We start from the raw sequence: 23,659 nt of genomic DNA on the forward strand, positions 1-23,659 counted from the left end.
GCTGTGATGAGCAGGATTGTGGTCTAAACATGGGTCAACTTTGGATGCAAATTTCCTGGGAAAGTGGGTCAGTTTTCAATGCAAATCAACACACAAAAAGTTCTTTCCGCGTACATCCGGTAAAAATGCTGTTTTACTCCAAATTCCCCACTTCCCAGCCGGGCCCCAAAAAGCAAATCGGCACGATTTGTTGATGGGTGCTGATGCTTAAAATTTCGTCAAACGCAAATTCGCGGGGAGTCCCCGCACTCCGCTTTTAAGGCACACACATTACGCACGCCCACGGCGAGCCTTAAAATCAGCCGCAATAGTCCGCAACCGGCCAGTTCCCGACTTCCACCCACACTCCCGTGACCATCTCCTCACCCGAAATTGTCTTTGACTTTGGTTTTGTTTTGTTCCATTATTTCTGCAACGACAGAAATAATGGAACAAAATGAATCTCTCTCCAACCATGCAAAAGTACATCCTCCATTGGGGCGAGATGGGTACTCGCTGGGGAGTCAATCGCACCGTCGCGCAGATCCATGCCCTGCTATTTCTTGCCAACCAGCCGATACCTGCGGAAGACATTGCTGAGACGCTCAATGTCGCCCGCTCCAACGTCAGCAATAGCCTGAAGGAATTGCAAAGCTGGGGGCTGGTACGGATTTCCCATGTCGCCGGCGACCGTCGCGACCACTTCGTCGCCCTGCAAGATGTCTGGGAAATCTTCCGAGTGATCATGGAACAGCGCAAGCGCCGGGAGATTGATCCCACACTGTCGGTACTGCGTGAATGCGCACTGGAGGCGGAAGGCGACAAAGCACTGGAAAACGCCACCAAGGTCAAAATGGATCAAGTGTTAGCGTTTCTGGAAATGCTCACGACCACCTACGATGACTACAAGCACCTACCACCCGCAACCCTGCAGCGCTTCCTCAAAATGGGGGGGAAGGTTGCCCGCCTTCTCAGCAGTGACGACAAGGAGTAAGCATGGACTATGCTCTCACACTGTACTTCGACGGCCGCTGCAGCCTGTGTATCAGCGAAATGGAACGACTGCGCCGCTGGGACAAAGCCGGCAAGCTTGAATTCGTCGACATTGCGCAGGATGGATTTGAGCCGGCATCGCTGGGTGTCGACATGGCAGCGCTCAATGCCCTGCTTCATAGCCGCACCCGTGACGGCCGCGTGTTGGTCGGCATCGACAGCATCGTGGCGGCCTACACGCTGACCGGACGCGGCTGGTTAGTGGGGCCGCTGCGTTTCGCGCCAACGCGCCGGCTGTGGTCTTGGCTGTATCGGGGTATCGCACGTAACCGTTATCGGCTATCGGCCCTGTTTGGCTATCGCGCTAGCTCCTCTTGCGATAGCGGTGTGTGCAGTCGCGATAGAGAGCCATTTTTTTGACCATTGATTTCTGTTTTTACAGAAATAAGAGACTAAAAATCATGATGTCCTCTACTTCATTAAGAACATGGCTGGTGCGTTGGATGTACGCAGTCGTGGCGGCGCATCTGCTCGTCGGCGTGCTGCTTCCGCTGATCGCAGGTGCGGCGTCATTGGATTGACGAATTGCTTGTTCTTTTGATGGATAAGGTAAATTGTCTGCGACTGATGCCAGAAGCGGACTTTGGGCAGGGTAGCAAGCTGTTGTGCTCGGCTATCTTTGACGGCTTCAGCGGCTCTGTAAAAATGAGTACTTTGTGGCGCAAAAGAAAGCGGCTCACATTGCTATGAGCCGCTTCTATTCTGGTGCTGATGGGCGGAATCGAACTGTAGACCTACTGATTGCGAAATAGCCTGGCTACTGGTAAAAAATGTATATAAATCAGTAGGTTAAGAGAAGGTGGATGGGCTATTGATGGTGCGGATGGATAACGATAACTGCTTCAGTTTATTAGAATGTGTTTTGTCAAATAACTCAAAAATAAACAAACGCCGCACGTTGTGCGGGCGTTTGTCTATGCAAATCAGGAGACGGTTGTTCTCTTCCCTTTTGCTCAACCTTTGCTACATATCTTGTTGATTGAGCCTACGTAACGGGAAGCTGAGAGCTTCACTTTTTATGTCAAAGCTTTCTCACATCGACGATGAGAGGATGATCCGACTGTTGAGGAGCCCGCAAAATTGACTTCGCTTCGGGTAGTTTCACGCGATTCGGGATCCAAACAAGCGGACCGCCTAAGCGATGCGGTGTCGCAAACTGATGATGCGAAATTAGTGACAATACATCGGCTACATAGGCTCTTTCAATTTCATCGAGACCGCGCGGAAAGGCCGTTTCCTTTCTGCCGCGTCCAGCTTGTAAAAACAATTTTTTTAATGAAGCAAGTAATGTAAGTACGGCATGCGGGAGTTGCTGTAACCTGAGGTCCCCAATGATTTCCATCTCATTATGGAATTGCGAAATTCGCGTGTTGCTATCTATGACCCCCTGAGGTAGATCATCCCTACTCGATGCTCCATAGACATTTTCGATCTCACAGGACTCTAACTTCGGTCCAGCGCCTCTACCACCTATATGGTTTACAAAGACGTTATCTATCATGCATTCTTTGAGCGTACATAGAGACAAAGAATCTCCGGGCGTCAGTTCAAGTTCATCAAAATACCCATTCGAAATAACGATCTGCCCGCTACTATGATCTACTTCCTTTATGTCGATTCCTAGCTGTTGGATTATGCGCAGAATATCAAAAGCTAGAGCGGGAGAATTTATGCGCTCAGCCGCTACCTTTAGAGCAGTACTTATTAATCCTGGAGATATGCCTTGAAGTTTTTGTGCTGCCACTTCTACTCCCAGCTCACCCATCAAGAAGGTGCAATCTGGATTTGAAAATTCTTCGCTAATTTCATCATCGAACGGATGTTGGACAAACCTTACAACGTCTCCTGCGCGAGCAGCGTCCACCAAATCGCTATCGACAAACTCGCGCGAATCTTCTTGGTCAGGTGCTGTTGCAACCATAGCGGTGGAAGCAGAAGAAGTTAGCCCAGCCATGCGCAAAAGCAATTGCTGCGCAGCCTCGTCTGGACTGCTAGGCACCAACTGGCGGAAGATATCAACCATCTGACTTATCGGCACGGGACCTCGTCCCGTTTGAGATGATCTTGCGCGGGTAGCAAGTCGGTCAATGAACAGTCTGACTTCTTCAACTTGACCACCTAGGTCCTCAATCTGGTCGCCTTCGCGCTCGGAAATTCGGTCAAGAATATAGTCCCACCCCTCCGAGCGCGACATTTGCGCAAGGTCACCAATATTTTGCGAGAGAATATTGCGGACAGCCAAATATCCGACCAACAATGGTCGGGAGGGCAACCAATTGGGTACCGAGTGGCTCGGTATCCCGATCCGTTTCAAGTAATCCTGCACCTGTTCAAGAGTGAACTCATTTAAAGTCAGTGTGCGAGCACTTCGACCGTTAATAGAGAATGCTTGAACACGCTCTTCGTTGGTTCCAAAATAGTTTTGCCTACCGCTGATGAAAAGTGACGAAGCGTGGATCGGGTGTTCCGTAACAAATTTTCTTACCAGCGTCATAGCTCTTCGACGAACGACTTTCAGACCTTTCGCATCACTTCTGAATCTGCTCGACGAGATTTCATCGAATCCATCCAGGAATATGTGAACGAAACCGGCCTTCCACGCCCGCACTAAACTTTCCGGCCGAGGAAATCCAATTTTCTCGCCATGGGCATAGATTGCACTGCTCGGCTCGTCTTGTCCGACGTGATCTCTTAAATTTAAGTAAAGTGGAAATGCAAATGAACTTCCAGCGCGGAATGCATCCCGTATGAAATGATAGATGAATCTCATCGTCATACTCTTCCCCGCGCCGAAGTCTCCGAGAAGCGTGTAGATTTTGGGGTCTTCTAATAGTGATGTCGCAAGCGTACTCGGCGAGATCGACTCGCGAGAGTCAGTATCTAACATATCTATTGGAACGAAATGAGCTTGCTCTACCTTTTTTTGGGGATTTTTGGGGTCAGGATTTCGAATGCTGCCAAAAGGATGATTTTCCCGCGCCTCTAGATACGCCGGTATGTCTACCAGCCGTTGACCGAAGGTGGTCAAACTCATTGCGAGCACTGGGCAGCGAGCCTTTTTCCTGGCAGCAGTGGCCACCTCTGATTGATCCGCTGTTGGGTCTTTGCTGGTAATAAAGAAGATCTTGAAATTCGAGTCAGGATTCTCCTTTTGCAGTTGCTGCTTTAGCGATATAGATTTTTCCAGATCGTCTATTGCCTTTTGCTTTAAGGGGTTACAAGTGGCTTCGATGATGTAGAAGGTCTCCCCGTCACTAAAGACTGCATCTCGCTCTCTTCCTTCGTGCAGGCTTGCCCCAGTGGGGCCCAGCGCTGGATATAGCGCCCTAGCGACTCGCCTAACCTCTTGCTCAAACATTTCTGAAGTTGGCCAACTTCTAAATTGATGACCGAGCACCATGACCTTATTCCCTGTTTTATATATTTAAAGGTAATTAATAGTCTAGTATTTTGTTGATCATATGAAATATAGACGTAACAAGAATTTAACTTAAAATCGGCGTTATGGTAACCGAATGTTGCAGGTGCGAAGTTGATGAATCTCGTCCATATTAGATGGGGCTTCAACGTGTCTTCATTTCTACGCGCTGCGTGCGTCAATATGCGTTAGATTCGATTCCCATCTGGCAGAGGGTCTGACGAGGTTGGGCGGGCTTCGCCGCCTGACGCAAATTTGAGTCAAAACCGGCCTATGTAGCGGGCAGGCGCGGGATGGGGGCAACCGCGCGCGCAGGGCCGGAAAAGTGATTTATGCTGTGCAAATGTACAGTATTTATGACTGATCGCAGTTGCCCGTTATCAACATGTCACGCCTCACCTATCCCGCGCCTGTCCCGCCAGGGAGCCCCATACAGCCCGTGCCGGCCATCCAGTTCGCCGATGGGCCGCAGTGGCCCTGTACATCACGCACAAGCTGCACGCGGGCTTCCCCAGCCCGGCAGCGGACTACACCGCCGATCCCCTGGACCTGAATCAATATCTGGTGGATCGCGTAGCCCGTACCTTCCTCTTTGACGTGGCCGGCTGGAGCATGAGCGCGGCGCACATTGTCGAGGGCGACAAGGTGGTGGTGGACCGTTCCATTCCTCCCCAGCCCGGCCACATCGTGGTGGCCATCGTCAATGCCGAATTCACCATCAAGCGCCTGCGCCTGGTCAACGGCGCCTACGAGCTGCACCCCGAGAACCCGGATTTCCGCCCGATCCGCCTCAGTGATGGCGAAGTGCTGGAAGTCTTCGGCGTGGTGGTGGGCGTGGCCAGGAAGGTGCTGTGAGCACCCAGCCGCCCAGCCCGGCCGGCTTCGCCCTGGTGGACGTCAATAATTTCTACGTCTCCTGCGAGCGCGTCTTCGATCCCAAGCTGCGCGCACGGCCGGTGGTGGTGCTGTCCAACAACGACGGCTGCGCCGTGGCACGCTCCAACGAGGCCAAGGCGCTGGGCATCAAGATGGCCGCGCCCTGGTTCATGATGCAGGACCTGGCGCGCCAGCACGGCATTGTGGCCCTGTCCTCGAACTACACCCTGTACGCCGACATGAGCAACCGCGTCACGGACGTGCTGCGCCAGTACAGCCCGCGCCTGGAGGTCTATTCCATCGATGAGAGTTTCCTCGCCCTGGCCGGCCATGGCCGACATGGGCCAGGCCATCCGCCAGCAGGTGCAAACCTGGGGCGGCGTGCATGCCTTCGTCGAAACCGATCGCTTCAAGCTGGATGAGCCGCAATATAACAACGGCCGTACCGTGCCGCTGCCTGAGCCGACCAACGACTTGCGCGTGATCGCCCAGGCCGCCTGGTGGGGGCAGCGGCGAATCTAGCGGCCCGAATTGAACAAGGCGAACCAGAATTGATCGTCGGTACGTTTGGCATGATCCCCAAACGGAAGAGGCGACCGGGTACATACCTTTCCACCATGAACGCGCGCGTCGAAACCATCGGTGAGAAGTGGCGTATGCGAAGCCCTGGCGCGAGGCCAAGAGAGGTCTGTTGCCGATGGAATGCTTCTATGAACCGAACTACGTATCAGGGAAGGCGCAGCGCTGGGCCATTGGCATTGCCGACGGTGAGCCATTTTGTGTGGCCGGCTTGTGGTGCGGATGGAAAGAAGAGGAAGACGGCCTCACTTCTCGTTCACGCAAATCACCATCAACGCGGACGAGAATCCTCTGATGAAGCGTTTCCACAACTGGTGATGAAAAACGCAGCCTGGTCATCATTCCCTGCGCGGAATATGGCGATTGGCTCAATGCAGGCTCGTCAGAGCAGGGGCGCACGATGCTGCCTCGCTATTCGGCCGATCTCCTGAAGGCATGCAGGACCGTTCCTGATGTATCGATCATTAACGATCCTACGTCCCTCCGCCACGCCAGCTTCTAGCGCGGCCGAGCTACTGTCATAGGTCCATGCCTTGTCAAACCTATATGGTAAGAAGAGAATCCCGCTGCGGTTTATGCATAACTGCTTAATTACCCACAACTCTTTTTCTCGACCACACCTGACCATAATCTTGAAGCCTCGATAGGTCTGCTCGCTATAGACTTGATTCATCATCTCCATCCTAATTGGAGGTGTTGTTACTGCCGGTGGCATATCCTCGCTCTAGGCGGCTCCAACTTTCACTTCACGCTGGCATTGGGGCAATTGCAAATAATTTCCCCTTCCAAGGCTCAATTGAAGCATCGAAGTCTAAAAATACAATTTCCTTCGTACCGTAGCCTTCACGTATAAATTGCGCTATTGCTTTTCGGCATACAATCATCTGTCCTTCCAAGTCGGTAGGTGAGCCACTAATTTGGAACTCGGCCCTGGTCCGGCCGCTTCCTAGTCCGCTTGTAACTTCGATAACTTCCTTCTTGCCGATCCTCAGCCATACAAAACCGGCCTCGTGTCCTATATCTTCAAAATAAAATCGCATGGGAACTCTTTCAAATAAAGGGGCCGCAACTGCGGCCCCTTAACAAAGTAAATTACTATTTGGTAGAAGATTACAAAGATTGGTCTCTCTTCTCGCTCTCGCCGCGATGACCCTTTCGATAGATGTCGCCACCATCATAGCGACGCGGGCCGGCGTCACTTTGCTGATCGGCCTGCTCTTGCTTTTTTTGCTCGTGTTCGTGCGAAGTAAAGCCGCCTTCGTGAGAGCGCGGCGGTTTTTCATTTTGAAGTGTGAAGCCTGGCTGTGCAACGCGAGTGGAACCTAGAGTTTTACTGAAATTCGACATTGTCGATCCTTTAAGTCACGGTCTGATATGAGCGTCAACGGACAGGCCGCAATGTCCATTTCTGCTACATCCACATCGCGAGCATCATCCGAAAAACAGAGATAGATACCCACGTACGTGAATGCTGATAGCGAAATATTTATGCACCGAATACCGTTCTGATTTCCGCTCTTAAATCTATTTCTCATCCTGGCCGCTGTAGTCCTTCAAGACGGCGTCAATTCATTCTATTGAGCGAAGGGTGAGCGCTACGACATGCGATAAGTGCTTCACACATATTCACACCTTGTGCGAGTAAAACTGCCTCTGCGCGGTAAACCCCCGCGAGATTCTTCTTTGAAAAGATTTCGCGGTTACGTTCTGATATAGAAACGCTGTTCAGTTGCCATCCATCCGCATGTTGCGTGTATTTCAGCTCGTATGAAAAGTTGCCGGAGCTATCTTCAGTTTGATATTTAGACATGAAATTTCTCGGTCAGTTAATTGTTGGTTTGGCTTGACCGATGTCGAAGGAATCAGATTCATCCAATCATTTCGCAAGTCTTCTCTTCAGGTTGATAGTCGTTGCCATCCCATAGTCGCTTACAACGAACCCTTACAGCATTCTTGGTTTTATCGCGCTGAGGTGAGTTTCCCTTTGCAGCTCATCTGAGAGTGACGACCATTTATTAGACGGCCGCTGTAGCTCTCGCTTCGATATGTCATAGATCTGGCTTATTTGGACGGTAGCTCATTGCTCTTCGCCTCCTGCAGCAACAGCGCGCACGACACGCCGCTGGCCACCGCCGACTCTTCCCCACATGACCCTCTTATCTCGAAAGCTCTCTGTTTTTTTATTGATTGCTGACGGATCGCTTAGCTCCTTATTCTCAAAATAGCCGTCACCGTGTAGTCGCCGGTGCTCCTCTACTGCCTGTGCAACCTCGTCGTTATTAAAGCGGCTTTTGGAATACAGCTTCATTTTTTCTCCGTAAAGGATATGTGGGCAACAAAGATCTGTTGAGCGTCATGATTTCCCATTTAATTGCTAATCTTCTGACGAAACCATTCGCCATTGATCGCACAGATCATTTGTCTGACCACGACCACGCGCAAGATGATTAAGTACCTCTTCGACGCACTCAAAATCCTCAAGCCGTCGAGAGTAGCCCGAATAGATCTCAGGTCGGGATAGCGGAAAATCCATGCCACCTAACGTCGGGCACAACGTGTGCCGACCGCTGAACATGTTCATACAGTTCTCCAAAAAAGAGCACTTAACGACATCTCAACGGATGGACTCAAGGAAAGAGAAAGGAATCGATGTTGGGATGGGGAAACGGATCATGTAAGCTAGCTCTTGCTTACGAGAGGATCCGAGGAAGGATGAACAGACCTTACTCTTAATTCACGTCGAAAACGAATATGTCGCCCACTTATTTTCCAATCGCCGAAGCCTGGTCAATAGTCTTTGCTGCATGAAAATACTGTGGGCGGATCAGCAGGCGTGCTCCATGACTGCGCCTTCCGGGCGGTACGAGACATAGATGACGCCCAGATACTCGCGCGCGGCCTGCATCCTGCGCTTGCGTAGCTCACGCTCGCTGGCATCGGCACCGGCCGGGCAATCAGCAGGATCAACCGAAAAAGGCCATTCCTCCATTGGAAACAGATGTTGCCCTAACGCCCTCAACACGATGTCGCAACTCAAACTAGGTCCCGCCGTCTCCAGTTCTATCTCCTGCCGACCAGGCCGGTTAACCGACTTATACGCTACCCGGAATTTGGGCATCACTTCTCCTATGCATACAAATTATTGCAAGAATGATAAATTTTGTTCCTATTCCTGGAACGTGGAAATCGGGGATTTCCTGCTTGTGCAGCGGCAAAAGAGTGGAGCAGCCGGCTAATGATGGCGAAGCAACAAATGATGGTTGATACCGCTTGATTGAAAACGATGACGTAGTGCCCTTTAAAAACGCCGTGATAGTGCGTCAAAATGCGTCAGATTTGATGTCCTTCGGCCGGACCGTGAAGCCAGGCCGGGCGTGCCTCGGCGCCTGATGCAAATTTGAATCAAAACCGGCCTATGTAGCGGGCAGGCGCGGGGTGGGGGCAACCGCGCGCTAGAGGAGCTAATGCAATAAATATGTTGCAAATGTGAAGCTTTTTGAGGTTGGCCTACGAGTCGTCGGCGTCGCAGTATCGGCGAAAGACAGTTGGAGGGAGTAGGGCGAAGGTTCCGAAATATATTTACGTGAAACCATTACTTGGAATCGTCCAGAGACCGCAATAGCTATATGATGGGTAAGCGGCTATGCATAGCCGAATAGGAGCTGTGATGAATGCGTATGAATATTTCGATGTACCTCTGGCCAACCGAAACTCCGCATCGGAATTCGCTGCGCGGTGGAAGCTTCACGTTTTTAACACGAGAGTTCCGACGCGGACCGACGTCGCACTGTTGTGCTCAGGCGAAGTATCGTCTTTAGTTGAAAATTGGATATGCCACAGTGCTACAGAAATTATTCCTAGCCGTTTGCAGATCTCGGAAGCAAAAAATGTCTTGTTGGCTAGGCCAGACGCATCAGAGCTCGGAAATTTAATCAAACTCTGTGATCTTAGAATAGGCACCGGGAACCGACCCTGGTGACAAAGAGGCGGGAGTGGACTAGTGAAATTATGGAGTCAGCTTAATTTGTGGCAAGCGCAAGCCATTGAGAGACGTCAGAAGGCGGGACTATCGTCAGGCAAAAGAAGAGACGCCGCTTCTGTATAGGCGCGCTCTAAAACAGCCCTATACTTCGCGCGCTCGGGTGAGGCCTGGCCATACCTTTCTAATATTTCTGTAGCGAAAAGATCGAAAATTTCACTCGGTGTGGCCCCAGCTTTTTGCATTGCAGAAATACATGCCGTTACTGCAGAACAAGGAAGATCGCTAACGAACTCACCACTTTCAGCCATCTCACCAATGTTGGTCACAATTAGAATATAGCTACCAGCGATTCTCTCGGCGTATGGGGTCATGGCAATCTCCATTTGACATACAAATAATAGTCTCATGCGATGGAAATCACTATAGGGAATATCCTGATGCATCTTGGCGAGTTGAGCAATTCAAGCTGATGGCGCACCAGGATTTACTCGACATGATTGCCCTTTCTGGCACGAACTAAGATCCGAAATTCGGATTAGGGCAACATGATGATGATTGAATTCCCCGAATCTTCAGCCAGCTAAAGATTTGGCTTTCATTGAAGCGAAAATTTCTGAACGGCATTTACGGTCGAGATCAATAAATTGATCGGACATGGCTTGATCAAGAGTGCGTCAAAAAATCGTAGAGCGTGTGAGGAATTCGGCATTGGTGTCGCGCTTAGAAGAACGATCGGAATCCTTGAAAAACGTATGTCGCTATCGAGCTTTTTAGCGAATTCCATACCGTCCATTGACGGCATGCGTAGATCCGTTAGGACCACGTTAACAAGATTGTTCTCCTGCTCCAGAATGGCATATGCCTCTGCCCCATTTCCCGCCTCAAGGACTTGGTATCCCTCGCCTTGAAATACGTCTGAAAAAATGGTTCGGATTTCTTTGTTGTCCTCGACTAGCAAAAGAGTACGGCCATCTCGTTTTTCCTGCATGGTTGTCTCCAGATGCATTTATTGGGACCGTAGCCATTTGCTAGTCAGAAGACATTATGTACTGTGAGATGGAATAGTCGAGCAATGCATTTCCCAATATGCGAGAAGATGCCTTGTATTTACCCTGAATCAATCGTCTTTTCCTGTGAAAAGGAGAAATCACCCATAATTACTGCCATCTCTCCGGCGCGCTGACCGCTCGCGCTGATAATCATCTCGGCAATCCACGTTGCAGAACAACATCTTGACCGCCACCACCTCGTCGCAGAAATGGCAGCGACAATCTGGCTGCAGCGCAGGTGTCCGTCGCGCAGCAGCTAGGCCGGCCGCGATAGTTCGATAGATACGGCTGTCTGCGTTATCAGCGTGATCGCTCATTGTGATTTCCCCTCATTGGTCGGAAGTTGATAGGAACGGAAGCGGACCACCTCTTGGCCGGCCCACTCGTTCAAGGAAAGAAACTGCGCCTGCAACGGCTCAATCTCGTTGCAGCCGAAGACGGCGGCGGCCTTCGTCACATCGCCGAATCCGCCGGTGTTGTTGGGCATGGTCCCGAGCAATTGCGGCGGCACGCGATGAGCGGCCAATACGTCGTCACGCGTGCAGTTCTTGATGTTGAAGAACTCATCCTTGGCCGCGATCTCGGAGACCGGCAGGATCTGCAGGCCGTCTTTCTTGCCGCCCGGTGCATACACAAACAGGTTGCGGAAATTGCCCGGCCCCTTGCTGTTGCGCATCGCCTCGCGCAGCTTGTCCACGTCATTGACGTTGCTGGCAGTGTCGGTCATGTAGAGGATGAAGCCGGCATGTGAGCCGTTGAGGTAGTAGCGCCGGCGGAACAGCGTGGCCGACTCATTGAGCCAGGCCGATTGCAGCGCGCTCACATACTGCGGCACGCCATAGACTTCCTGGTTGATGTCCGGGGCCTGCAAGTGCCAGACAGCGTCCCGCTCGAATTCGTGGGAATCTCGCCAGCCATTGACGAAGAAATAGCGCCCGGGCTCCACGCCCACGCGCGTGTATTTGGCCAACGCGGGCTTGAGGTTCAAGAGCTTGCCCGTCATGCTCTCGCGCAGCTCGGCGTAGCAGTTACCGAACAGCAGGAAGTCCAGCGCCAGGCGCGTAAAATCCGCACGCGACAGAACGGCGGACGGCTGGAAGGTCGAGGCCAGGATATTGACCTTGCACCAGATGGCACTGGCATGATGGACGCTGGCATTCAAGGACTTGGCCAGGCCGGCCATGCTCAAGGGGGGCTCGTACCAATCGCCATTGCGGTAGCACTCGACATCGGCCAGCATGTCCCGGCCTTCCAGTACCGGCGACGGATCGCCGAAAGAAAATGCTTCGACGGTCGGTACCGGCGGTGCCTCGGCCTTGGCCAGCAGTGTGTTGTCGGATGCAGCCGCGCGGCGGCGTGCTCTGTGTTTCATCAGAAGAACTCCATGGATGAGGTGTTGTTAGCGGTGGTGCCTTCGAAGGGCTCGTAGTCGAGGGCGTGCATGACCGACCAGGCCAAGTCGGCGTGGCCGGTTTCTTCCGAGCGGCCGGCGTCATAGGTGACGGCGCGCCCGCTGGGCGTGAGGATCTTGCGAATGGCCATGAAGGACTGCGCGATATCAGTCCAGCCCGCATCGAACTGCAGGCGGCCACTGCGGATGATGTTTTGTGCCTTGAGCACCATCCGCGTTTTGACTTCCGGCGAGTAGCTGATGGCCGTGGCGCCAGGGAAGAACTGTTTCACCAGGGGATAGACGCCCACGCCCATGCCGGTGGTGTCGATGCCGATGTACTGGACGTTGTAGCGGCCGGTCATTTCCTTGATGAGCGCGGCCTGCTCGGCAAAGTCCTTACCGCGCCACTGGTGACGCTCCAAGATGCGGAAATTCCCGCCCGGGACCAGCGGCGGCGCAATCACCGAACAGCCGGCGCTGTCCCCGGTTAGCGATGGGTCATAACCGATCCACACAGGCCGGTGGTTTATTACTACTACGATGCCGGCGGCACTCCGCGCCGTGAGATTCCGCTCGGCTCGAACTATGTCGAGGCCGTGCGGAAGTGGGCCGAGCTGGAGGCGATGCCGCCGTCCACTGTCTCTAAGGTAGTGACCTTCCGCTATGCCTGCGAGGTGTACCAGCAGAAATACATGCTGGATAACAGCCCCAAGACCAGGCGCGAGAAGCTGCGGCAGTTCCCGTTCCTCTTCGAGTTTTTCGACAATCCGCCGGCGCCGCTTGAAGAAATCAAGCCGATCCACGTCCGCCAGTACATGGCCTGGCGAAGCAAGAAGCGCCAGGACTCTCTGCGCGAAAAGGGGCTTGAGGTCAAGGGCGACGAAGGGCGCGTGGCGGCAAATCGTGACAAAGCGCTGATCTCGCACGTCTGGAACGCCGCGCGAGCCGAGGGGCTGACCGATTTGCCCAATCCCTGTGCCGGTATCAAGTCATTCCGCGAGGAGGGGCGGGACGTCTATGTTTACGACGACATGTACTCCCAGGTATGGGAGAAGAGCGGTCAGGTGTTGCGCGACGCTATGGATCTGGCATACCTGCTCGGTGGCCGGGTGGCTGACGTGCTTAAGGTGGACGAGAAGCACATCCGCGAGGGCGCCATCGAAGTGACGCAGAACAAGACCAACAGCAAGATGCGCATCGAGATTACGGGGGAGCTGAAGGTCCTCGTCGACAAAATTCTGGCTAGGAAGAGAAATATTGTCGGAAAGGTAACTACAACGCGCCTGCTGGTGAACGAAGAGGGCCAGCCGCTCACCTATGAAACCTTGCGGAGCAGGTTCGACAAGGCGCGGGAAGATGCCGGCGTTCCGTTCGCCGAATTCCAGTTCCGAGACCTGCGAGCCAAGGCCGGAACGGACAAGACCGATTCCGAAGGGGTGAGGGCAGCGCAAGGGCAGCTCGGCCACAAGAGCGTGACGACGACGGAAATCTATGTCCGAAAGCGGCGCGGCCAGAAGGTGACGCCTACGAAGTGAGGGAGTTACCTTTGGCGGTATTTTTTGTTGCGGTTGTCCCGCTAGAATTGTTGAACTCGAACAACTGCATAAAAAAAGGAGAGGGGTATGAAGAAGCGGTGGGGAATTTTTTTTGAGCTACTGTGCATGATTTTTATCGGCACGACAATACTATCTGCAGTCGCTTTCGGCATATCTTGGGCCGTATTTGGACGGGCATCTGTGCCGTTTGAAAAAGTTTGGGATTTTTCTAAGTTTGTAGGTGGACCATTATTTGGCGCAGGTATCGCCTTCTATGTGAACGATAGAGTGCATAGAGATAGAAAGCGTGAAGACGAGAAGAGAGCGGCTTCCGGGGCAGCATTCGCGTTGGCTCGACTGTACGGCGATTTTATGACTGTGCGGTACAGCTTGCGAAGAATAGTCGATCTGCGATTCAAATCTTTGGGCTTTGATGGACGCCACCATGTGGCTAGCTATTTCCAACCGCATCGCTTTACGTTTGGGAAAGTGGACTATCCCGATCTTCCGTCATTGCGCTTTCTTTTGTCAGAAGAAACCGGTCGCCAGGCGTTCGCAAAGATTCAAGCTGTTATCAGGATCTATATGAATTTGGTTGATATTCACGATGAACTAAATAAAGACCTCATTGAGTTTCGAGATCTGGAAGAGAAAGAAAAAAAGTCGCCCAGCAGTTCAATTCTCAATGACACGACCAATCTGATTGTTGACCTAGTCCATCACTTAGAGACCGACGAGCGACAATTCGTCGATTGCTTGGATGCGCTGCGAGAAGCGTTGGTTGCGAATTTCTCTGATGATCTGGGACTTAAGGAATTCGCTTGTCCTGACAAAGCATATTTGGCCGAGAATCTGCCACCGTGGCCGCCGCATTTCATTTCGGCTATTCAGAAAATGTCCCAGGGATAAGCCGGTTTTCCGCTATTTTCTGTATCTTCGATTGTTGGAAGCGAAAGCGAGCTGTTTTGTCATATTCAGGCGTAAGTCAAAAAATTGCGGAGCAAAGCCAGAATTGCGGAGCAAAAAAAAGCGGCCTGCATCGCTGCAAGCCGCTTCTGTTCTGGTGCTGATGGGCGGAATCGAACCGTCGACCTACTGATTACGAATCAGTTGCTCTACCAACTGAGCTACATCAGCAAAAGTCCGCGATTATAGCGGTTTCTTTCCTCTTCATCCACTCCCCACCCGAAAATCCCTCAAATTCAGCCCGAAAGGGCAGGGGATGCCTTGTAATAGCAACGACAGGGGGACGTTAATCCGGTTTGCAATCCTCCCGTTTGGCGGCTGTCAGGGCATCCTGCCCAAGCCAAGCTCTTCAGCGACGCGGTGACAGGCGGTGACGCGGCACCAGGCCGCAAGCAAAGGGGGCGGGGCCTGGCTCAGTACGTAGGGCGGCTCCTGTGATCCCGGGAGGGCCACTACCCGTCCTTCAATGTCCAGGGCGACGATCATCCCCAAAAAACGCGACAGGGAACGCCGGGCCGTCGCCCGGCAGCCCACACGGTAGTCTGTTAGTCTGTCTATCTCATTCGGCTGGAGCCGCGACATGAACAAGAAAATCATCACCGAGGAACAATACCTGCGCGAGATGAACAGGCGTCTTCGCGAGCATCCCGATTACATCGGTGGCATGGAGTTCCTGCCGCATCCACCCGGTGCCGAGGGCGATAGCATCCTCGGTATCGCCTGGGCGGGTATCGTCTTCCATCAGGCCTATCGCGAAGTGCTCGATTCCATGGAGCGCGATTTCGAGGTCGAGTACCCCCGCCGGCGCTTCTGACTGCCGGCCAGGTGCGCCCTGCCAGCTGTGCCAGGTCAACGTCGCCTGGTCAGGATCAAGCTGTATTAATCCAAATCATATAAACAAAAACGCCCCCGGCTTGCACCGGGGGCGTCTGTACTTGCGTTCGGCCGTTGCCGGCCGGCGCAGGCAGGTATTACTTGGTCACGGCCAGCAGGGTACGTTGACCACCCTTGTAGGTGTACAGGGTCAGCGAACCGTCCTTGATGTCGCCCTTGGCGTCGAAGGCGATCACGCCGGTCACGCCCTTGTGGCTGATCTTGGCCAGTTCAGGCAGGTACTTCTTGGGATCGGCGGAGCCGGCCTTGGCCATGGCGTCGGCCACGGTCAGGGTGGCGTCATAGGCGTAGGCGGCGTTATAGACGACGTCGATGCCAAACTTCTTCTTGTAGGCAGCGCGGAAATCGTCCATGCCCTTCTTGCCGGATTCATCCACACCACCGGCTTCGGCGCAGACCACCTGGTCGTCGCCCAGGCCGTCGCCAGCCAGGCCCGGCAGCGAGCCGGTACAGATGCCGTCACCACCCATGAACTTGGCGGTGATGCCCAGTTGCTTCATCTGGCGCAGCATCGGGCCGCCCACGGCGTCCATGCCGCCGAAGAAGACCACGTCCGGCTTCTTGCCCTTGAGCGAGGTCAGGATGGCGTTGAAGTCGGTCGCCTTGTCGTTGGTGAACTGGGTGCCGACGATGGTGCCGCCAGCAGCCTTGGCGCCCTTGGCGAATTCTTCCGCCACGCCCTGGCCGTATGCGGTACGGTCATCGATCACGGCGATCTGCTTGGTGCCCAGCTTCTGCACGGCATACTTGCCCAGCGCGGCGCCCAGCTGCGCATCGTTGGCGACCACGCGGAAGGCGGTCTTGAAGCCTTGCTGCGTGTACTTGGGGTTGGTGGCCGACGGCGAGACTTGCGGGATGCCAGCGTCGCTGTAGATCTTCGAGGCAGGGATGGTGGTGCCGGAGTTCAGGTGGCCGATCACGGCGGCAACCTTCTGGTCGACCAGCTTGGTCGCCACGGCAGTGGCCTGCTTCGGATCGGAGGCGTCATCTTCGCCAACCAGCTCGAACTTGACCTTCTTGCCACCGATCATGAAACCCTTGGCGTTGAGTTCGTCCACGGCCATGCGCGCGCCGTTCTCGTTGTCCTTGCCCATGTGGGCGTTGGGACCGGACAGCGGGCCGACGTGGGCGATCTTGACGACTTCCTGGGAGTATGCGGTGCCGGCGAAGGCCAGGCCGATTGCAGCGGTTAATGGAATAATGGCGCTCTTGAGTTTCATAGAAATCCTCTGTAGATTGAATTGACCACTTTTAATGTTTGTCTCACTACTCAAGCTTTATTCAGATCCCTGTTGCGGGGGCTGGGCGTCCCGCTTTGCTTTCATCCCCGACTTTCTGAATAATGCAGACGGTACAACATAAGAATCGGCTTCGCCAAGTTTTTTTTAAGCGGCCTGCCTAAAAATTTCCCTGACATTTGTCCCATGCCTGCCAAACTTCACACGCTCGACAAGGTGGACCGCAAACTGCTCAACATGCTGCAGAAGGACAACCAGATATCCACCCGCGTGCTGGCCGAGAAACTGCATATCTCCCAGCCCACCTGCCTGCGCCGCATCCGCGACCTGCGCGAGGCCGGCATCATCAGCGCCGAGGTGGCCATGGTCGATCCCTTCGCACTCGGCTACGGCATGCTGGCCTTCCTGGAAATCTCGCTCAACAACCAGTCCGACCAGCACATGCAAGACTTCGAGCAGCGCATGGCCAAGGAGGCCGAGGTGATGCAGTGCTACTTCGTCTCCGGCGAATACGACTACTTCCTCGCGGTCCATGTCATCGATATGGATGCCTATTACCAGTTCGTGCGGCGGGTCATCTCGGGTTCGGGCAATGTGCGCCATTTCCAGTCGCGCTTCCCGATGAAGCGCGCCAAGTTCACCACGCGCATCGCCTTCGACGAAAAAGCCCCCGAAGTCCAGGTGCGCGTACCGGGCTGAGTCCGGGTCGTGGCCCCGGCAACATCCTCCCGATACGTGCGTGTTTCCGGTTAGCAGGTTTCGTGCCTGCAACTGGAGTGGGTATTTCAGTGGTGTGACCACTGGAAACTAACTAATCGGCACAGCCCCGCGCAGGCTGCCGGCGCGCCCCGGAACGCGCTTACCGAGAGGGCGCCGCGCGCCAGGCACAGCATTGGCGTTGCAGCCGGCTTGCCTCCTGTGTTATTTTCGGGGTCATCCGGTGACGATCGGCCTGGGGCGGTCCATCCAGGGCAGCCGGTCGAACCAGCACGCACCACGACGCACCAAGAGCGGACACAGATCAGCACCCGACGCCGGCAAGCCGGCCGTCCCGCCAGTGGCAACCAGAAACTTCCAATCATCCACCGCCTTGCGGCATGCCAGCCGCCGGGCGCCGCCATGCTGACTCGTTCGCGAGGCATGCCATGGTGCAAGGGCGCTGCAAAATGGCGCACGGCGCCAGCCATCCATCTTCAATTTTCATTTTTCAATTTTCATTCCGCACCACCAGCCAGAAAGGAAACCCCGCACGATGCACGAAGTCGAGTTATTCATCCAGGACATGGCGGTCATCATGCTCATCGCCGGTATCGTCACCGTGGTCTTCAACAAGTTGAAGCAGCCGGTGGTGCTGGGCTACATCGTCGCGGGCGTCATCATCGGCCCGCATACCCCGCCTTACGACCTGATCCAGGATGAGAAGACCGTGCACATCCTCTCGGAGCTGGGCGTGATCTTCCTGCTGTTCTCGCTGGGGCTGGAGTTCAGCCTCAAGAAGCTGGCCAAGGTCGGCGCCACCGCCTTCATCGCCGCCGCCGCCGAGATCCTGCTGATGATCTGGATCGGCTACGAGATCGGCCTGTACTTCGGCTGGCAACGGATGGATGCCATCTTCCTGGGTGCCATGCTGGCGGTGTCGTCTACCACCATTATCGTCAAGGCCCTGAACGAGCTGGGCATGAAGAACGAGAAGTTCGCCCAGATCATCTTCGGCATCCTGATCGTGGAAGACATCCTGGCCATCGGCATGATCGCGCTGCTCTCGGGCGTGGCCACCAGCGGGTCGGTCAATTCCGGCGAGGTCTTTACCACCGTGGGCAAGCTGGTGCTGTTCATGACGGTCTCGCTGGTGGTGGGCATCCTGGCGGTGCCGCGCCTGCTCAGTTTCATCTCCCGCTTCAAGAGCCACGAGATGCTGCTGGTGGCGGTGCTGGGTATCCTGTTTGGCTTCTGCCTGCTGGTGATGAAGCTGCAGTACAGCGTGGCGCTGGGCGCCTTCCTGGTGGGCGCGGTGATGGCCGAGTCGCGCCAGCTGCATCGCATCGAACGCCTGGTCGAGCCGATCCGCGACATGTTCTCGGCCATCTTCTTCGTGGCCATCGGCCTGCTGTTCGATCCCACTGTGCTGGTCAAGTACTGGCTGCCCATCACCGTCATCACCCTGGCGGTGGTGTTCGGCAAGCTCATCAGCTGCGGCCTGGGCACCTTCGTGGCCGGGCAGGGCGGGCGCACGCCCATGCGCGTGGGCATGGGCCTGGCGCAGATCGGCGAGTTCTCCTTCATCATCGCCGCGCTCGGCCAGAGCCTCAAGGTCACCAGCGAATTCCTCTATCCCATCGTGGTGGCGGTCTCGGCGATCACGGCCTTGCTGACGCCTTATCTCATCAAGGCCGCCGACCCGCTCTCGGCCAAGGCGGTCACGCTGGTGCCGGCGCGCGTCTCGGGTTTGCTGGGCATGTACTCGCGCTGGCTGGAAAGCCTGCAGCCCACGGGCGACCGCGCCGAACTGACGCGCATCATCCGCCGCATCCTCATGCAGGTGATGGTCAACCTGGCGCTGGTGATCGCGGTGTTCCTGTCCGGGGCTTTCTTCGTGGATGGCCTCTCCCGCCAGCTGTCGGCCTGGACCCCGGACGAGGACGTGCAAAAGGCCATCATCTGGGGGTGTGCCTTGTTGCTGTCCTTGCCCTTCCTGATCGCGACATATCGCAAGCTGCAGGCGCTGTCGATGCTGCTGGCCGAGGTCGGCGTGAAGCCCGAGTTCGCGGGAGCGTATACTTCGGGGGTGCGCAAGATCATTTCGGAGGTCTTGCCCATCATGTCCATCGTCGGCATCATGCTGCTGATCTTCGTGCTCAGCGCCAGCATCCTGCCGCCGCTGAACCTGCTGGCCTTCGTGCTGGCGGTGTCGGCCGGGCTGCTGTGGTTGCTCTGGAGCAAGCTGGTCAAGCTGCATTCGCGCCTGCAGATCGCCCTCTTCGAGACGCTCGACGAGCAGCCCGACGATGTGCATTGAGCGCAGGCCACCGGGCATGAGGCCGGGGTGGCTGCAAAGGATTTATAAGATTTAAATGGTTTATCAGGATTTATCAGGTTTTATTTACGTTGGACTAAGACAATCATGACTCAAGACGAATTGAAGCAGGCCGTCGCCAAAGCGGCCATCGACTACGTGGTGGATGGCGAGATCATCGGTGTGGGCACCGGCTCCACCGCCAATTTCTTCATCGATGAACTGGGCAAGATCAAGCATCGCATCAAGGGCGCCGTGGCGTCCTCCGAAGCCACCGCCGAGCGCCTGCGCTCGCACGGCATCACCGTGTTCGATCTCAACGAGGTCGAGACCATGCCGGTCTATATCGACGGCGCCGACGAGATCAATGGCACTGGCGCCATGATCAAGGGCGGTGGTGCGGCACTTACGCGCGAGAAGATCGTGGCCTCGGTGGCGCAGAAGTTTGTCTGCATCGCCGATGGCTCCAAGCTGGTCGAGGTGCTGGGCAAGTTCCCGCTGCCGGTGGAAGTGATCCCGATGTCGCACGCCGTGGTGGCGCGCAAGCTGGCCGCCCTGGGCGGTGAGCCGCGCCTGCGCCTGAAGGACGGCAAGCCGCTGGTGACCGATAACGGTTGCTACATCATCGACGTGCTCGGCCTGTCCATCACGGACGCCGCCGATATCGAAGAGAAGATCAACAACATCGTCGGCGTGGTCACCAATGGCCTGTTCGCGCGCCAGGGCGCCAATGTCTGCCTGCTGGGCACGGCCGAAGGTGTCAGGAAGCTGGAGTTCTGATCGGGCTAGCCGATTCTGCGCTCATCCATGCAAAAGGCCGTGTCTCGCGACACGGCCTTTTGTCTTTTTGCGACGGTCCCGAGGCGCTTCAGGGTTGCTTCGCCTTGGCCTCGTCGCGCGCGATGACTACCGTCATGCGTGCCGGATCGATGTACTTGCGGACCGCTGCGTTGACTTGCGCCAGCGTCAGGTCGGCCAGCTTGAGGTCGAGCTGCTGCTGCCACAGGAAGGAACGGTCCAGGTTCATCAGCGAGGCCCAGCTGGCGGCGATGCCGGCGTCGGCGGCGCGCTGCTGGTTGCGTTGCTGCAGGATGCCGGACTTGGCGCGCTGCAGTTCATCCTCGGTAAAGCCATCCTTGATCACGCGGGCGATTTCCTCGCGTACGGCGGCATCGACCTTGTCCAGGTTCTGCGGAGCGGCGATGGCGCGGATGGCCAGGCTGCCGGCGTCACTGATGGCGCCGATGCTGAGGCTGCTGTAGATGCCATAGGACAGACCATCCTTCTGGCGGATGCGATCAGCCAGGCGCGACTTCAGGCTGGAGCCGCCCAGCAGGTAGTTGGCCACGGCCAGCGCCGGATAATTCGGGTTGCTATCGAGCAGGCGGATGTTCTGGCGGGCCAGGTAGACGCCATTCTCCTTGTCCGGGGTGTCGATGACGATGCGCTGGGCGGCGGGCTCGGCCCAGTCCTGCAGGACCCGGGCGTAGGGGGCGGCGCTGTTCCAGCCGCCGAAGGCCTGGTCGATGGCGGCACGGGCCTGGCCGGCATCGAAGTCACCCACCACGGCCAGTTCGCCATGCGAGGCGCCGTAGAAGCGGCGATGGAAGTCCTTGACCTGCTCCAGCGTCACGGCGCTGACGGCGGCGATACGTTGTTCCAGCGTCTGCGCGGCGCGCCAGTCACCGGCCGGGTAGTGATTGAAGTGCAGCGCCAGTGCTTCAGCGGCGCGGGCATCGGGTTCCTTGCGGGTGGCTTCCAGGGCGACCAGGGTTTCGCGCTTCAACTGCTCGAACTCCGCTGCATCCATGCGCGGGTGACGCAGGACCTGGCCCACCAGCGCCAGCGCCGGCACCAGGTTCTCGCGGGTGGTATCGAAGCGATAGGCATTGCCGTTGATCTTCAGGCGGGTGAATTCATCGGCCAGCTGGCGACGGTCCAGTGTCTCGGTGCCGCGCATGAGCATGGCCGCCGTCAGTTGCGCCACGGCGCGCTGGCCGAAGAGCGTCTGGGCATCGCCGAATTCCAGGTTCATGCTCACCGAGACGGTCTCGCCACGCGATTTCTTGGGCAGCAGCGCCAGCTTCAGGGCCGTATGGGGGGCTTGCCCCGGGGCGATGCGGGTGGTGCGCTGCTCGATATTGCCCGGGGCCGGATCAAAGGCCTCGCCCGAGGCAATGGCCGCGCGCGGCTGGTACTGCGCCAGCAGCGAGGCCAGGCTGGGCGCCGCCGGTACTTCGGCGCGCAGCGGATGATCTTCCGGCAGGTAGAGACCGACGGTGCGATTGTCGCGGCGGAAGTACTTGCCGGCGGCAGCGGCAATCTCGGCGCTGTCCAGACGCTGCTCCAGGTCACGTTCGATGAACACCAGGCGCCAGTCGCCGCGCGCAATCGCATTGGACATGGCCACGGCCATCTGCTGCGGATTGTTTTGCAGGGTCTCGAAGTTGTTGCTGCTCTCGCGATGCAGGCGGGCCACTTCCTCAGCCGTGGGCGGTGTCGCGGCGAAGGATTCCACGCCGGCGATCATGGCCTGCTTGACCGGCTCGATATCGGCCCCCGCCTTGACCTGCGCCACGATCATCTGCAGTCCCGGTGCATAACCGGACAGCGACATGGCATAGACTGCACTGGCCAGGCCCGTTTCCACCAGCGACTTGTGCAGGCGGCCATTGGGGGTATCGGCCAGGATGTCGCTGGCAAAACCCAGCGCGGTGGCGTCGGGGTGCAGGGCCGAAGGCATCTTGTAGCCCAGTGCCACCAGTTGCACGTCGCCACGGCGGCGGATGGCGAACTGGCGCTCGCCGTCCTGGGTCGGTTCCACCGTCCAGAACTCGGGCAGCTTGCGCGTCGGGCGGGGCAGGCGGCCGAAGCTCTGGTTGACCCATTGCAGGACCTCGCGCGGCGCGAACTTGCCGGCGATCAGCAGGACCGCGTTGTCGGGCTGGTAGTAGGTGCGGTAGAAGGCCTGCAGGTTCTCGATGCGCACATTCTCGATGTCGCTGCGCGCGCCGATGGTGTTGCGGCCATAGCTGTGCCAGTCATAGGCCACGCTTTGCATGCGCTTCAACATCACGCGCGGCGGCGAGGTCTCGCCGCTTTCATACTCGTTGCGCACCACCGTCATCTCGCTGTCGAGATCCTTGCGCGCGATCTTCGAATTGACCATGCGATCGGCTTCCATGCCGATGGCCCAGCGCAGGTTGTCCTGGCCGGCCTCGAAGGTCTCGTAGTAGTTGGTGCGGTCCAGCCAGGTGGTGCCATTGAAGTTCATGCCGCGCTTGCTGAACTCCTGGGGGATGGCCGGATAGCGCGGCGAACCCTTGAACATCAGGTGTTCCAGCAGGTGCGCCATGCCGGTCTCGCCATAGTTCTCGTGGCGCGAACCGACCAGGTAGGTGATGTTGACGGTGACGGTGGGTTTGGAATCGTCCGGCAGCAACAGCAGCTTGAAGCCGTTGGCGAAGCGGTACTCGGTGATGCCTTCGGCACTGGGGCCTTGTGTCACCCCCGGCGGCAGGGCAACGGCCGCCTGTGGGGCCGGGCTGGTGGCGGCCTGCGTGGCGGGGACGGGAAGGACGAAGCCCAGGCTGACGACCAGGATGGCAAGGCGCGAATGACGCAAGGACAAGATGAACTCCTGCAGGATGGCAAACGGAGTGGGCATTGTAGTAGACCTTGCCC

Annotated in this window: 24 protein-coding genes, 1 tRNA gene and 1 pseudogene; 13 read left to right on the forward strand and 13 right to left on the reverse strand. The window is 56.2% G+C overall.

All coding sequences use genetic code 11. The features are described 5' to 3' along the window. The 3 genes from ACIPHN_RS20055 to ACIPHN_RS20065 all read left to right on the forward strand — a co-directional run. Positions 1 to 194: hypothetical protein (locus tag ACIPHN_RS20055; protein ID WP_400439170.1), on the forward strand; the 194-nt coding region annotated here is incomplete at its 5' end. A gap of 242 nt (positions 195 to 436) precedes the next feature. Next, entirely contained in the window at positions 437 to 973 is a 537-nt protein-coding gene (locus ACIPHN_RS20060) for a GbsR/MarR family transcriptional regulator (RefSeq protein ID WP_400439172.1), read from the forward strand. Positions 974 to 975: 2 nt separating this feature from the next. After that, complete coding sequence (locus ACIPHN_RS20065; RefSeq protein ID WP_400439175.1) at positions 976 to 1,392, forward strand: thiol-disulfide oxidoreductase DCC family protein; 417 nt, start codon at positions 976 to 978, stop codon at positions 1,390 to 1,392. Between the two features lie 661 nt (positions 1,393 to 2,053). Here the strand turns inward: ACIPHN_RS20065 and ACIPHN_RS20070 are convergent. Further along, the gene (locus ACIPHN_RS20070; protein WP_400439177.1) at positions 2,054 to 4,432 is read right to left on the reverse strand and encodes an NACHT domain-containing protein; all 2,379 of its coding nucleotides are present in this window, start codon (positions 4,430 to 4,432) and stop codon (positions 2,054 to 2,056) included. 489 nt (positions 4,433 to 4,921) lie between these two features. Here ACIPHN_RS20070 and ACIPHN_RS20075 point away from each other — a divergent pair, with 489 nt between their 5' ends. The 4 genes from ACIPHN_RS20075 (at position 4,922) to ACIPHN_RS20090 (ending at position 6,200) form a co-directional block, all read left to right on the forward strand. Then, the gene (locus ACIPHN_RS20075; protein WP_400439180.1) at positions 4,922 to 5,305 is read left to right on the forward strand and encodes a LexA family protein; all 384 of its coding nucleotides are present in this window, start codon (positions 4,922 to 4,924) and stop codon (positions 5,303 to 5,305) included. Next, on the forward strand, positions 5,302 to 5,748 hold the full coding sequence (locus ACIPHN_RS20080; RefSeq protein WP_400439182.1) for an SOS mutagenesis and repair protein: 447 nt from the start codon (positions 5,302 to 5,304) through the stop codon (positions 5,746 to 5,748). Before ACIPHN_RS20075 ends, ACIPHN_RS20080 begins: the two co-directional genes overlap by 4 nt. Next, positions 5,666 to 5,848, forward strand: coding sequence for a hypothetical protein (locus ACIPHN_RS20085; RefSeq protein WP_400439185.1), 183 nt, complete (start codon positions 5,666 to 5,668; stop codon positions 5,846 to 5,848). Before ACIPHN_RS20080 ends, ACIPHN_RS20085 begins: the two co-directional genes overlap by 83 nt. A gap of 175 nt (positions 5,849 to 6,023) precedes the next feature. Next, entirely contained in the window at positions 6,024 to 6,200 is a 177-nt protein-coding gene (locus ACIPHN_RS20090; protein WP_400439188.1) for a hypothetical protein, read from the forward strand. A 451-nt stretch (positions 6,201 to 6,651) separates the two neighbouring features. Here the strand turns inward: ACIPHN_RS20090 and ACIPHN_RS20095 are convergent, their stop codons facing one another. The 9 genes and pseudogenes from ACIPHN_RS20095 to ACIPHN_RS20135 all read right to left on the reverse strand — a co-directional run. Continuing rightward, positions 6,652 to 6,945, reverse strand: coding sequence for a hypothetical protein (locus ACIPHN_RS20095; protein WP_400439190.1), 294 nt, complete (start codon positions 6,943 to 6,945; stop codon positions 6,652 to 6,654). Positions 6,946 to 7,015: 70 nt separating this feature from the next. Further along, on the reverse strand, positions 7,016 to 7,252 hold the full coding sequence (locus tag ACIPHN_RS20100; RefSeq protein WP_198981144.1) for a hypothetical protein: 237 nt from the start codon (positions 7,250 to 7,252) through the stop codon (positions 7,016 to 7,018). Positions 7,253 to 7,469: 217 nt separating this feature from the next. After that, positions 7,470 to 7,715, reverse strand: a complete 246-nt coding sequence (locus tag ACIPHN_RS20105) for a hypothetical protein (protein WP_400439193.1) — start codon at positions 7,713 to 7,715, stop codon at positions 7,470 to 7,472. Positions 7,716 to 7,982: 267 nt separating this feature from the next. Continuing rightward, complete coding sequence (locus ACIPHN_RS20110) at positions 7,983 to 8,213, reverse strand: hypothetical protein (RefSeq protein WP_400439195.1); 231 nt, start codon at positions 8,211 to 8,213, stop codon at positions 7,983 to 7,985. A 516-nt stretch (positions 8,214 to 8,729) separates the two neighbouring features. After that, the gene (locus ACIPHN_RS20115; RefSeq protein ID WP_400439197.1) at positions 8,730 to 9,023 is read right to left on the reverse strand and encodes a hypothetical protein; all 294 of its coding nucleotides are present in this window, start codon (positions 9,021 to 9,023) and stop codon (positions 8,730 to 8,732) included. 935 nt (positions 9,024 to 9,958) lie between these two features. Beyond that, positions 9,959 to 10,258 carry a hypothetical protein gene (locus tag ACIPHN_RS20120; RefSeq protein ID WP_400439199.1) on the reverse strand — a complete coding sequence of 100 codons (300 nt, stop codon included), beginning with the start codon at positions 10,256 to 10,258 and terminating at the stop codon, positions 9,959 to 9,961. A 224-nt stretch (positions 10,259 to 10,482) separates the two neighbouring features. Continuing rightward, positions 10,483 to 10,875, reverse strand: coding sequence for a response regulator (locus ACIPHN_RS20125; protein WP_400439201.1), 393 nt, complete (start codon positions 10,873 to 10,875; stop codon positions 10,483 to 10,485). A 374-nt stretch (positions 10,876 to 11,249) separates the two neighbouring features. Further along, positions 11,250 to 12,308 carry a phage portal protein gene (locus tag ACIPHN_RS20130; RefSeq protein WP_400439204.1) on the reverse strand — a complete coding sequence of 353 codons (1,059 nt, stop codon included), beginning with the start codon at positions 12,306 to 12,308 and terminating at the stop codon, positions 11,250 to 11,252. Next, positions 12,308 to 12,853 (reverse strand): annotated as a pseudogene (locus tag ACIPHN_RS20135) (terminase); the annotation flags it as partial. The gene ACIPHN_RS20130 and the pseudogene ACIPHN_RS20135, both read right to left, overlap by 1 nt. Here ACIPHN_RS20135 and ACIPHN_RS20140 point away from each other — a divergent pair. Together ACIPHN_RS20140 and ACIPHN_RS20145 are read left to right on the forward strand one after the other, a co-directional pair. Next, positions 12,851 to 13,864, forward strand: a complete 1,014-nt coding sequence (locus ACIPHN_RS20140; RefSeq protein WP_400439207.1) for a tyrosine-type recombinase/integrase — start codon at positions 12,851 to 12,853, stop codon at positions 13,862 to 13,864. The pseudogene ACIPHN_RS20135 and the gene ACIPHN_RS20140 sit on opposite strands and share 3 nt — an antisense overlap. 87 nt (positions 13,865 to 13,951) lie before the next feature. Beyond that, entirely contained in the window at positions 13,952 to 14,773 is an 822-nt protein-coding gene (locus ACIPHN_RS20145; RefSeq protein WP_400439209.1) for a hypothetical protein, read from the forward strand. 152 nt (positions 14,774 to 14,925) lie between these two features. On the opposite strand, the gene ACIPHN_RS20150 is transcribed toward ACIPHN_RS20145, so the two are convergent. Then, positions 14,926 to 15,001 (reverse strand) — tRNA-Thr (locus ACIPHN_RS20150). 409 nt (positions 15,002 to 15,410) lie between these two features. Between ACIPHN_RS20150 and ACIPHN_RS20155 the strand changes: the two genes are divergently transcribed. Next, entirely contained in the window at positions 15,411 to 15,644 is a 234-nt protein-coding gene (locus tag ACIPHN_RS20155; RefSeq protein WP_400439212.1) for a hypothetical protein, read from the forward strand. Between the two features lie 157 nt (positions 15,645 to 15,801). Here ACIPHN_RS20155 and ACIPHN_RS20160 read toward each other — a convergent pair whose 3' ends face one another. After that, complete coding sequence (locus tag ACIPHN_RS20160; RefSeq protein WP_400439215.1) at positions 15,802 to 16,944, reverse strand: branched-chain amino acid ABC transporter substrate-binding protein; 1,143 nt, start codon at positions 16,942 to 16,944, stop codon at positions 15,802 to 15,804. 204 nt (positions 16,945 to 17,148) lie between these two features. Between ACIPHN_RS20160 and ACIPHN_RS20165 the strand changes: the two genes are divergently transcribed. The 3 genes from ACIPHN_RS20165 (at position 17,149) to rpiA (ending at position 20,755) form a co-directional block, all read left to right on the forward strand. Then, the gene (locus tag ACIPHN_RS20165) at positions 17,149 to 17,661 is read left to right on the forward strand and encodes an Lrp/AsnC family transcriptional regulator (RefSeq protein WP_400439218.1); all 513 of its coding nucleotides are present in this window, start codon (positions 17,149 to 17,151) and stop codon (positions 17,659 to 17,661) included. 553 nt (positions 17,662 to 18,214) lie between these two features. After that, positions 18,215 to 19,978, forward strand: coding sequence for a cation:proton antiporter (locus ACIPHN_RS20170; RefSeq protein WP_400439220.1), 1,764 nt, complete (start codon positions 18,215 to 18,217; stop codon positions 19,976 to 19,978). A 105-nt stretch (positions 19,979 to 20,083) separates the two neighbouring features. Beyond that, positions 20,084 to 20,755: a ribose-5-phosphate isomerase RpiA gene (rpiA, locus tag ACIPHN_RS20175; protein ID WP_400439222.1), complete on the forward strand. Its 672-nt coding sequence runs from the start codon at positions 20,084 to 20,086 to the stop codon at positions 20,753 to 20,755. Between the two features lie 88 nt (positions 20,756 to 20,843). Here the strand turns inward: rpiA and ACIPHN_RS20180 are convergent, their stop codons facing one another. Then, positions 20,844 to 23,642 carry a M16 family metallopeptidase gene (locus ACIPHN_RS20180; protein ID WP_400439224.1) on the reverse strand — a complete coding sequence of 933 codons (2,799 nt, stop codon included), beginning with the start codon at positions 23,640 to 23,642 and terminating at the stop codon, positions 20,844 to 20,846. Positions 23,643 to 23,659: the final 17 nt, after the last annotated feature.

It is taken from the genome of Herbaspirillum sp. NPDC087042 (assembly GCF_044745245.1).
Lineage (GTDB): Bacteria > Pseudomonadota > Gammaproteobacteria > Burkholderiales > Burkholderiaceae_D > Herbaspirillum.

Coding starts and splice junctions, on each gene's coding strand:
- ACIPHN_RS20060 (WP_400439172.1), top strand. CDS start 437: ATGAATCTCTCTCCAACCATGCAAAAGTACATCCTCCATTGGGGCGAG.
- ACIPHN_RS20065 (WP_400439175.1), top strand. CDS start 976: ATGGACTATGCTCTCACACTGTACTTCGACGGCCGCTGCAGCCTGTGT.
- ACIPHN_RS20070 (WP_400439177.1), bottom strand. CDS start 4,432: ATGGTGCTCGGTCATCAATTTAGAAGTTGGCCAACTTCAGAAATGTTT.
- ACIPHN_RS20085 (WP_400439185.1), top strand. CDS start 5,666: ATGGGCCAGGCCATCCGCCAGCAGGTGCAAACCTGGGGCGGCGTGCAT.
- ACIPHN_RS20090 (WP_400439188.1), top strand. CDS start 6,024: ATGGAATGCTTCTATGAACCGAACTACGTATCAGGGAAGGCGCAGCGC.
- ACIPHN_RS20095 (WP_400439190.1), bottom strand. CDS start 6,945: ATGCGATTTTATTTTGAAGATATAGGACACGAGGCCGGTTTTGTATGG.
- ACIPHN_RS20100 (WP_198981144.1), bottom strand. CDS start 7,252: ATGTCGAATTTCAGTAAAACTCTAGGTTCCACTCGCGTTGCACAGCCA.
- ACIPHN_RS20105 (WP_400439193.1), bottom strand. CDS start 7,715: ATGTCTAAATATCAAACTGAAGATAGCTCCGGCAACTTTTCATACGAG.
- ACIPHN_RS20110 (WP_400439195.1), bottom strand. CDS start 8,213: ATGAAGCTGTATTCCAAAAGCCGCTTTAATAACGACGAGGTTGCACAG.
- ACIPHN_RS20115 (WP_400439197.1), bottom strand. CDS start 9,023: ATGCCCAAATTCCGGGTAGCGTATAAGTCGGTTAACCGGCCTGGTCGG.
- ACIPHN_RS20120 (WP_400439199.1), bottom strand. CDS start 10,258: ATGACCCCATACGCCGAGAGAATCGCTGGTAGCTATATTCTAATTGTG.
- ACIPHN_RS20125 (WP_400439201.1), bottom strand. CDS start 10,875: ATGCAGGAAAAACGAGATGGCCGTACTCTTTTGCTAGTCGAGGACAAC.
- ACIPHN_RS20130 (WP_400439204.1), bottom strand. CDS start 12,308: ATGAAACACAGAGCACGCCGCCGCGCGGCTGCATCCGACAACACACTG.
- ACIPHN_RS20145 (WP_400439209.1), top strand. CDS start 13,952: ATGAAGAAGCGGTGGGGAATTTTTTTTGAGCTACTGTGCATGATTTTT.
- ACIPHN_RS20155 (WP_400439212.1), top strand. CDS start 15,411: ATGAACAAGAAAATCATCACCGAGGAACAATACCTGCGCGAGATGAAC.
- ACIPHN_RS20160 (WP_400439215.1), bottom strand. CDS start 16,944: ATGAAACTCAAGAGCGCCATTATTCCATTAACCGCTGCAATCGGCCTG.
- ACIPHN_RS20165 (WP_400439218.1), top strand. CDS start 17,149: ATGCCTGCCAAACTTCACACGCTCGACAAGGTGGACCGCAAACTGCTC.
- ACIPHN_RS20170 (WP_400439220.1), top strand. CDS start 18,215: ATGCACGAAGTCGAGTTATTCATCCAGGACATGGCGGTCATCATGCTC.
- rpiA (WP_400439222.1), top strand. CDS start 20,084: ATGACTCAAGACGAATTGAAGCAGGCCGTCGCCAAAGCGGCCATCGAC.
- ACIPHN_RS20180 (WP_400439224.1), bottom strand. CDS start 23,642: ATGCCCACTCCGTTTGCCATCCTGCAGGAGTTCATCTTGTCCTTGCGT.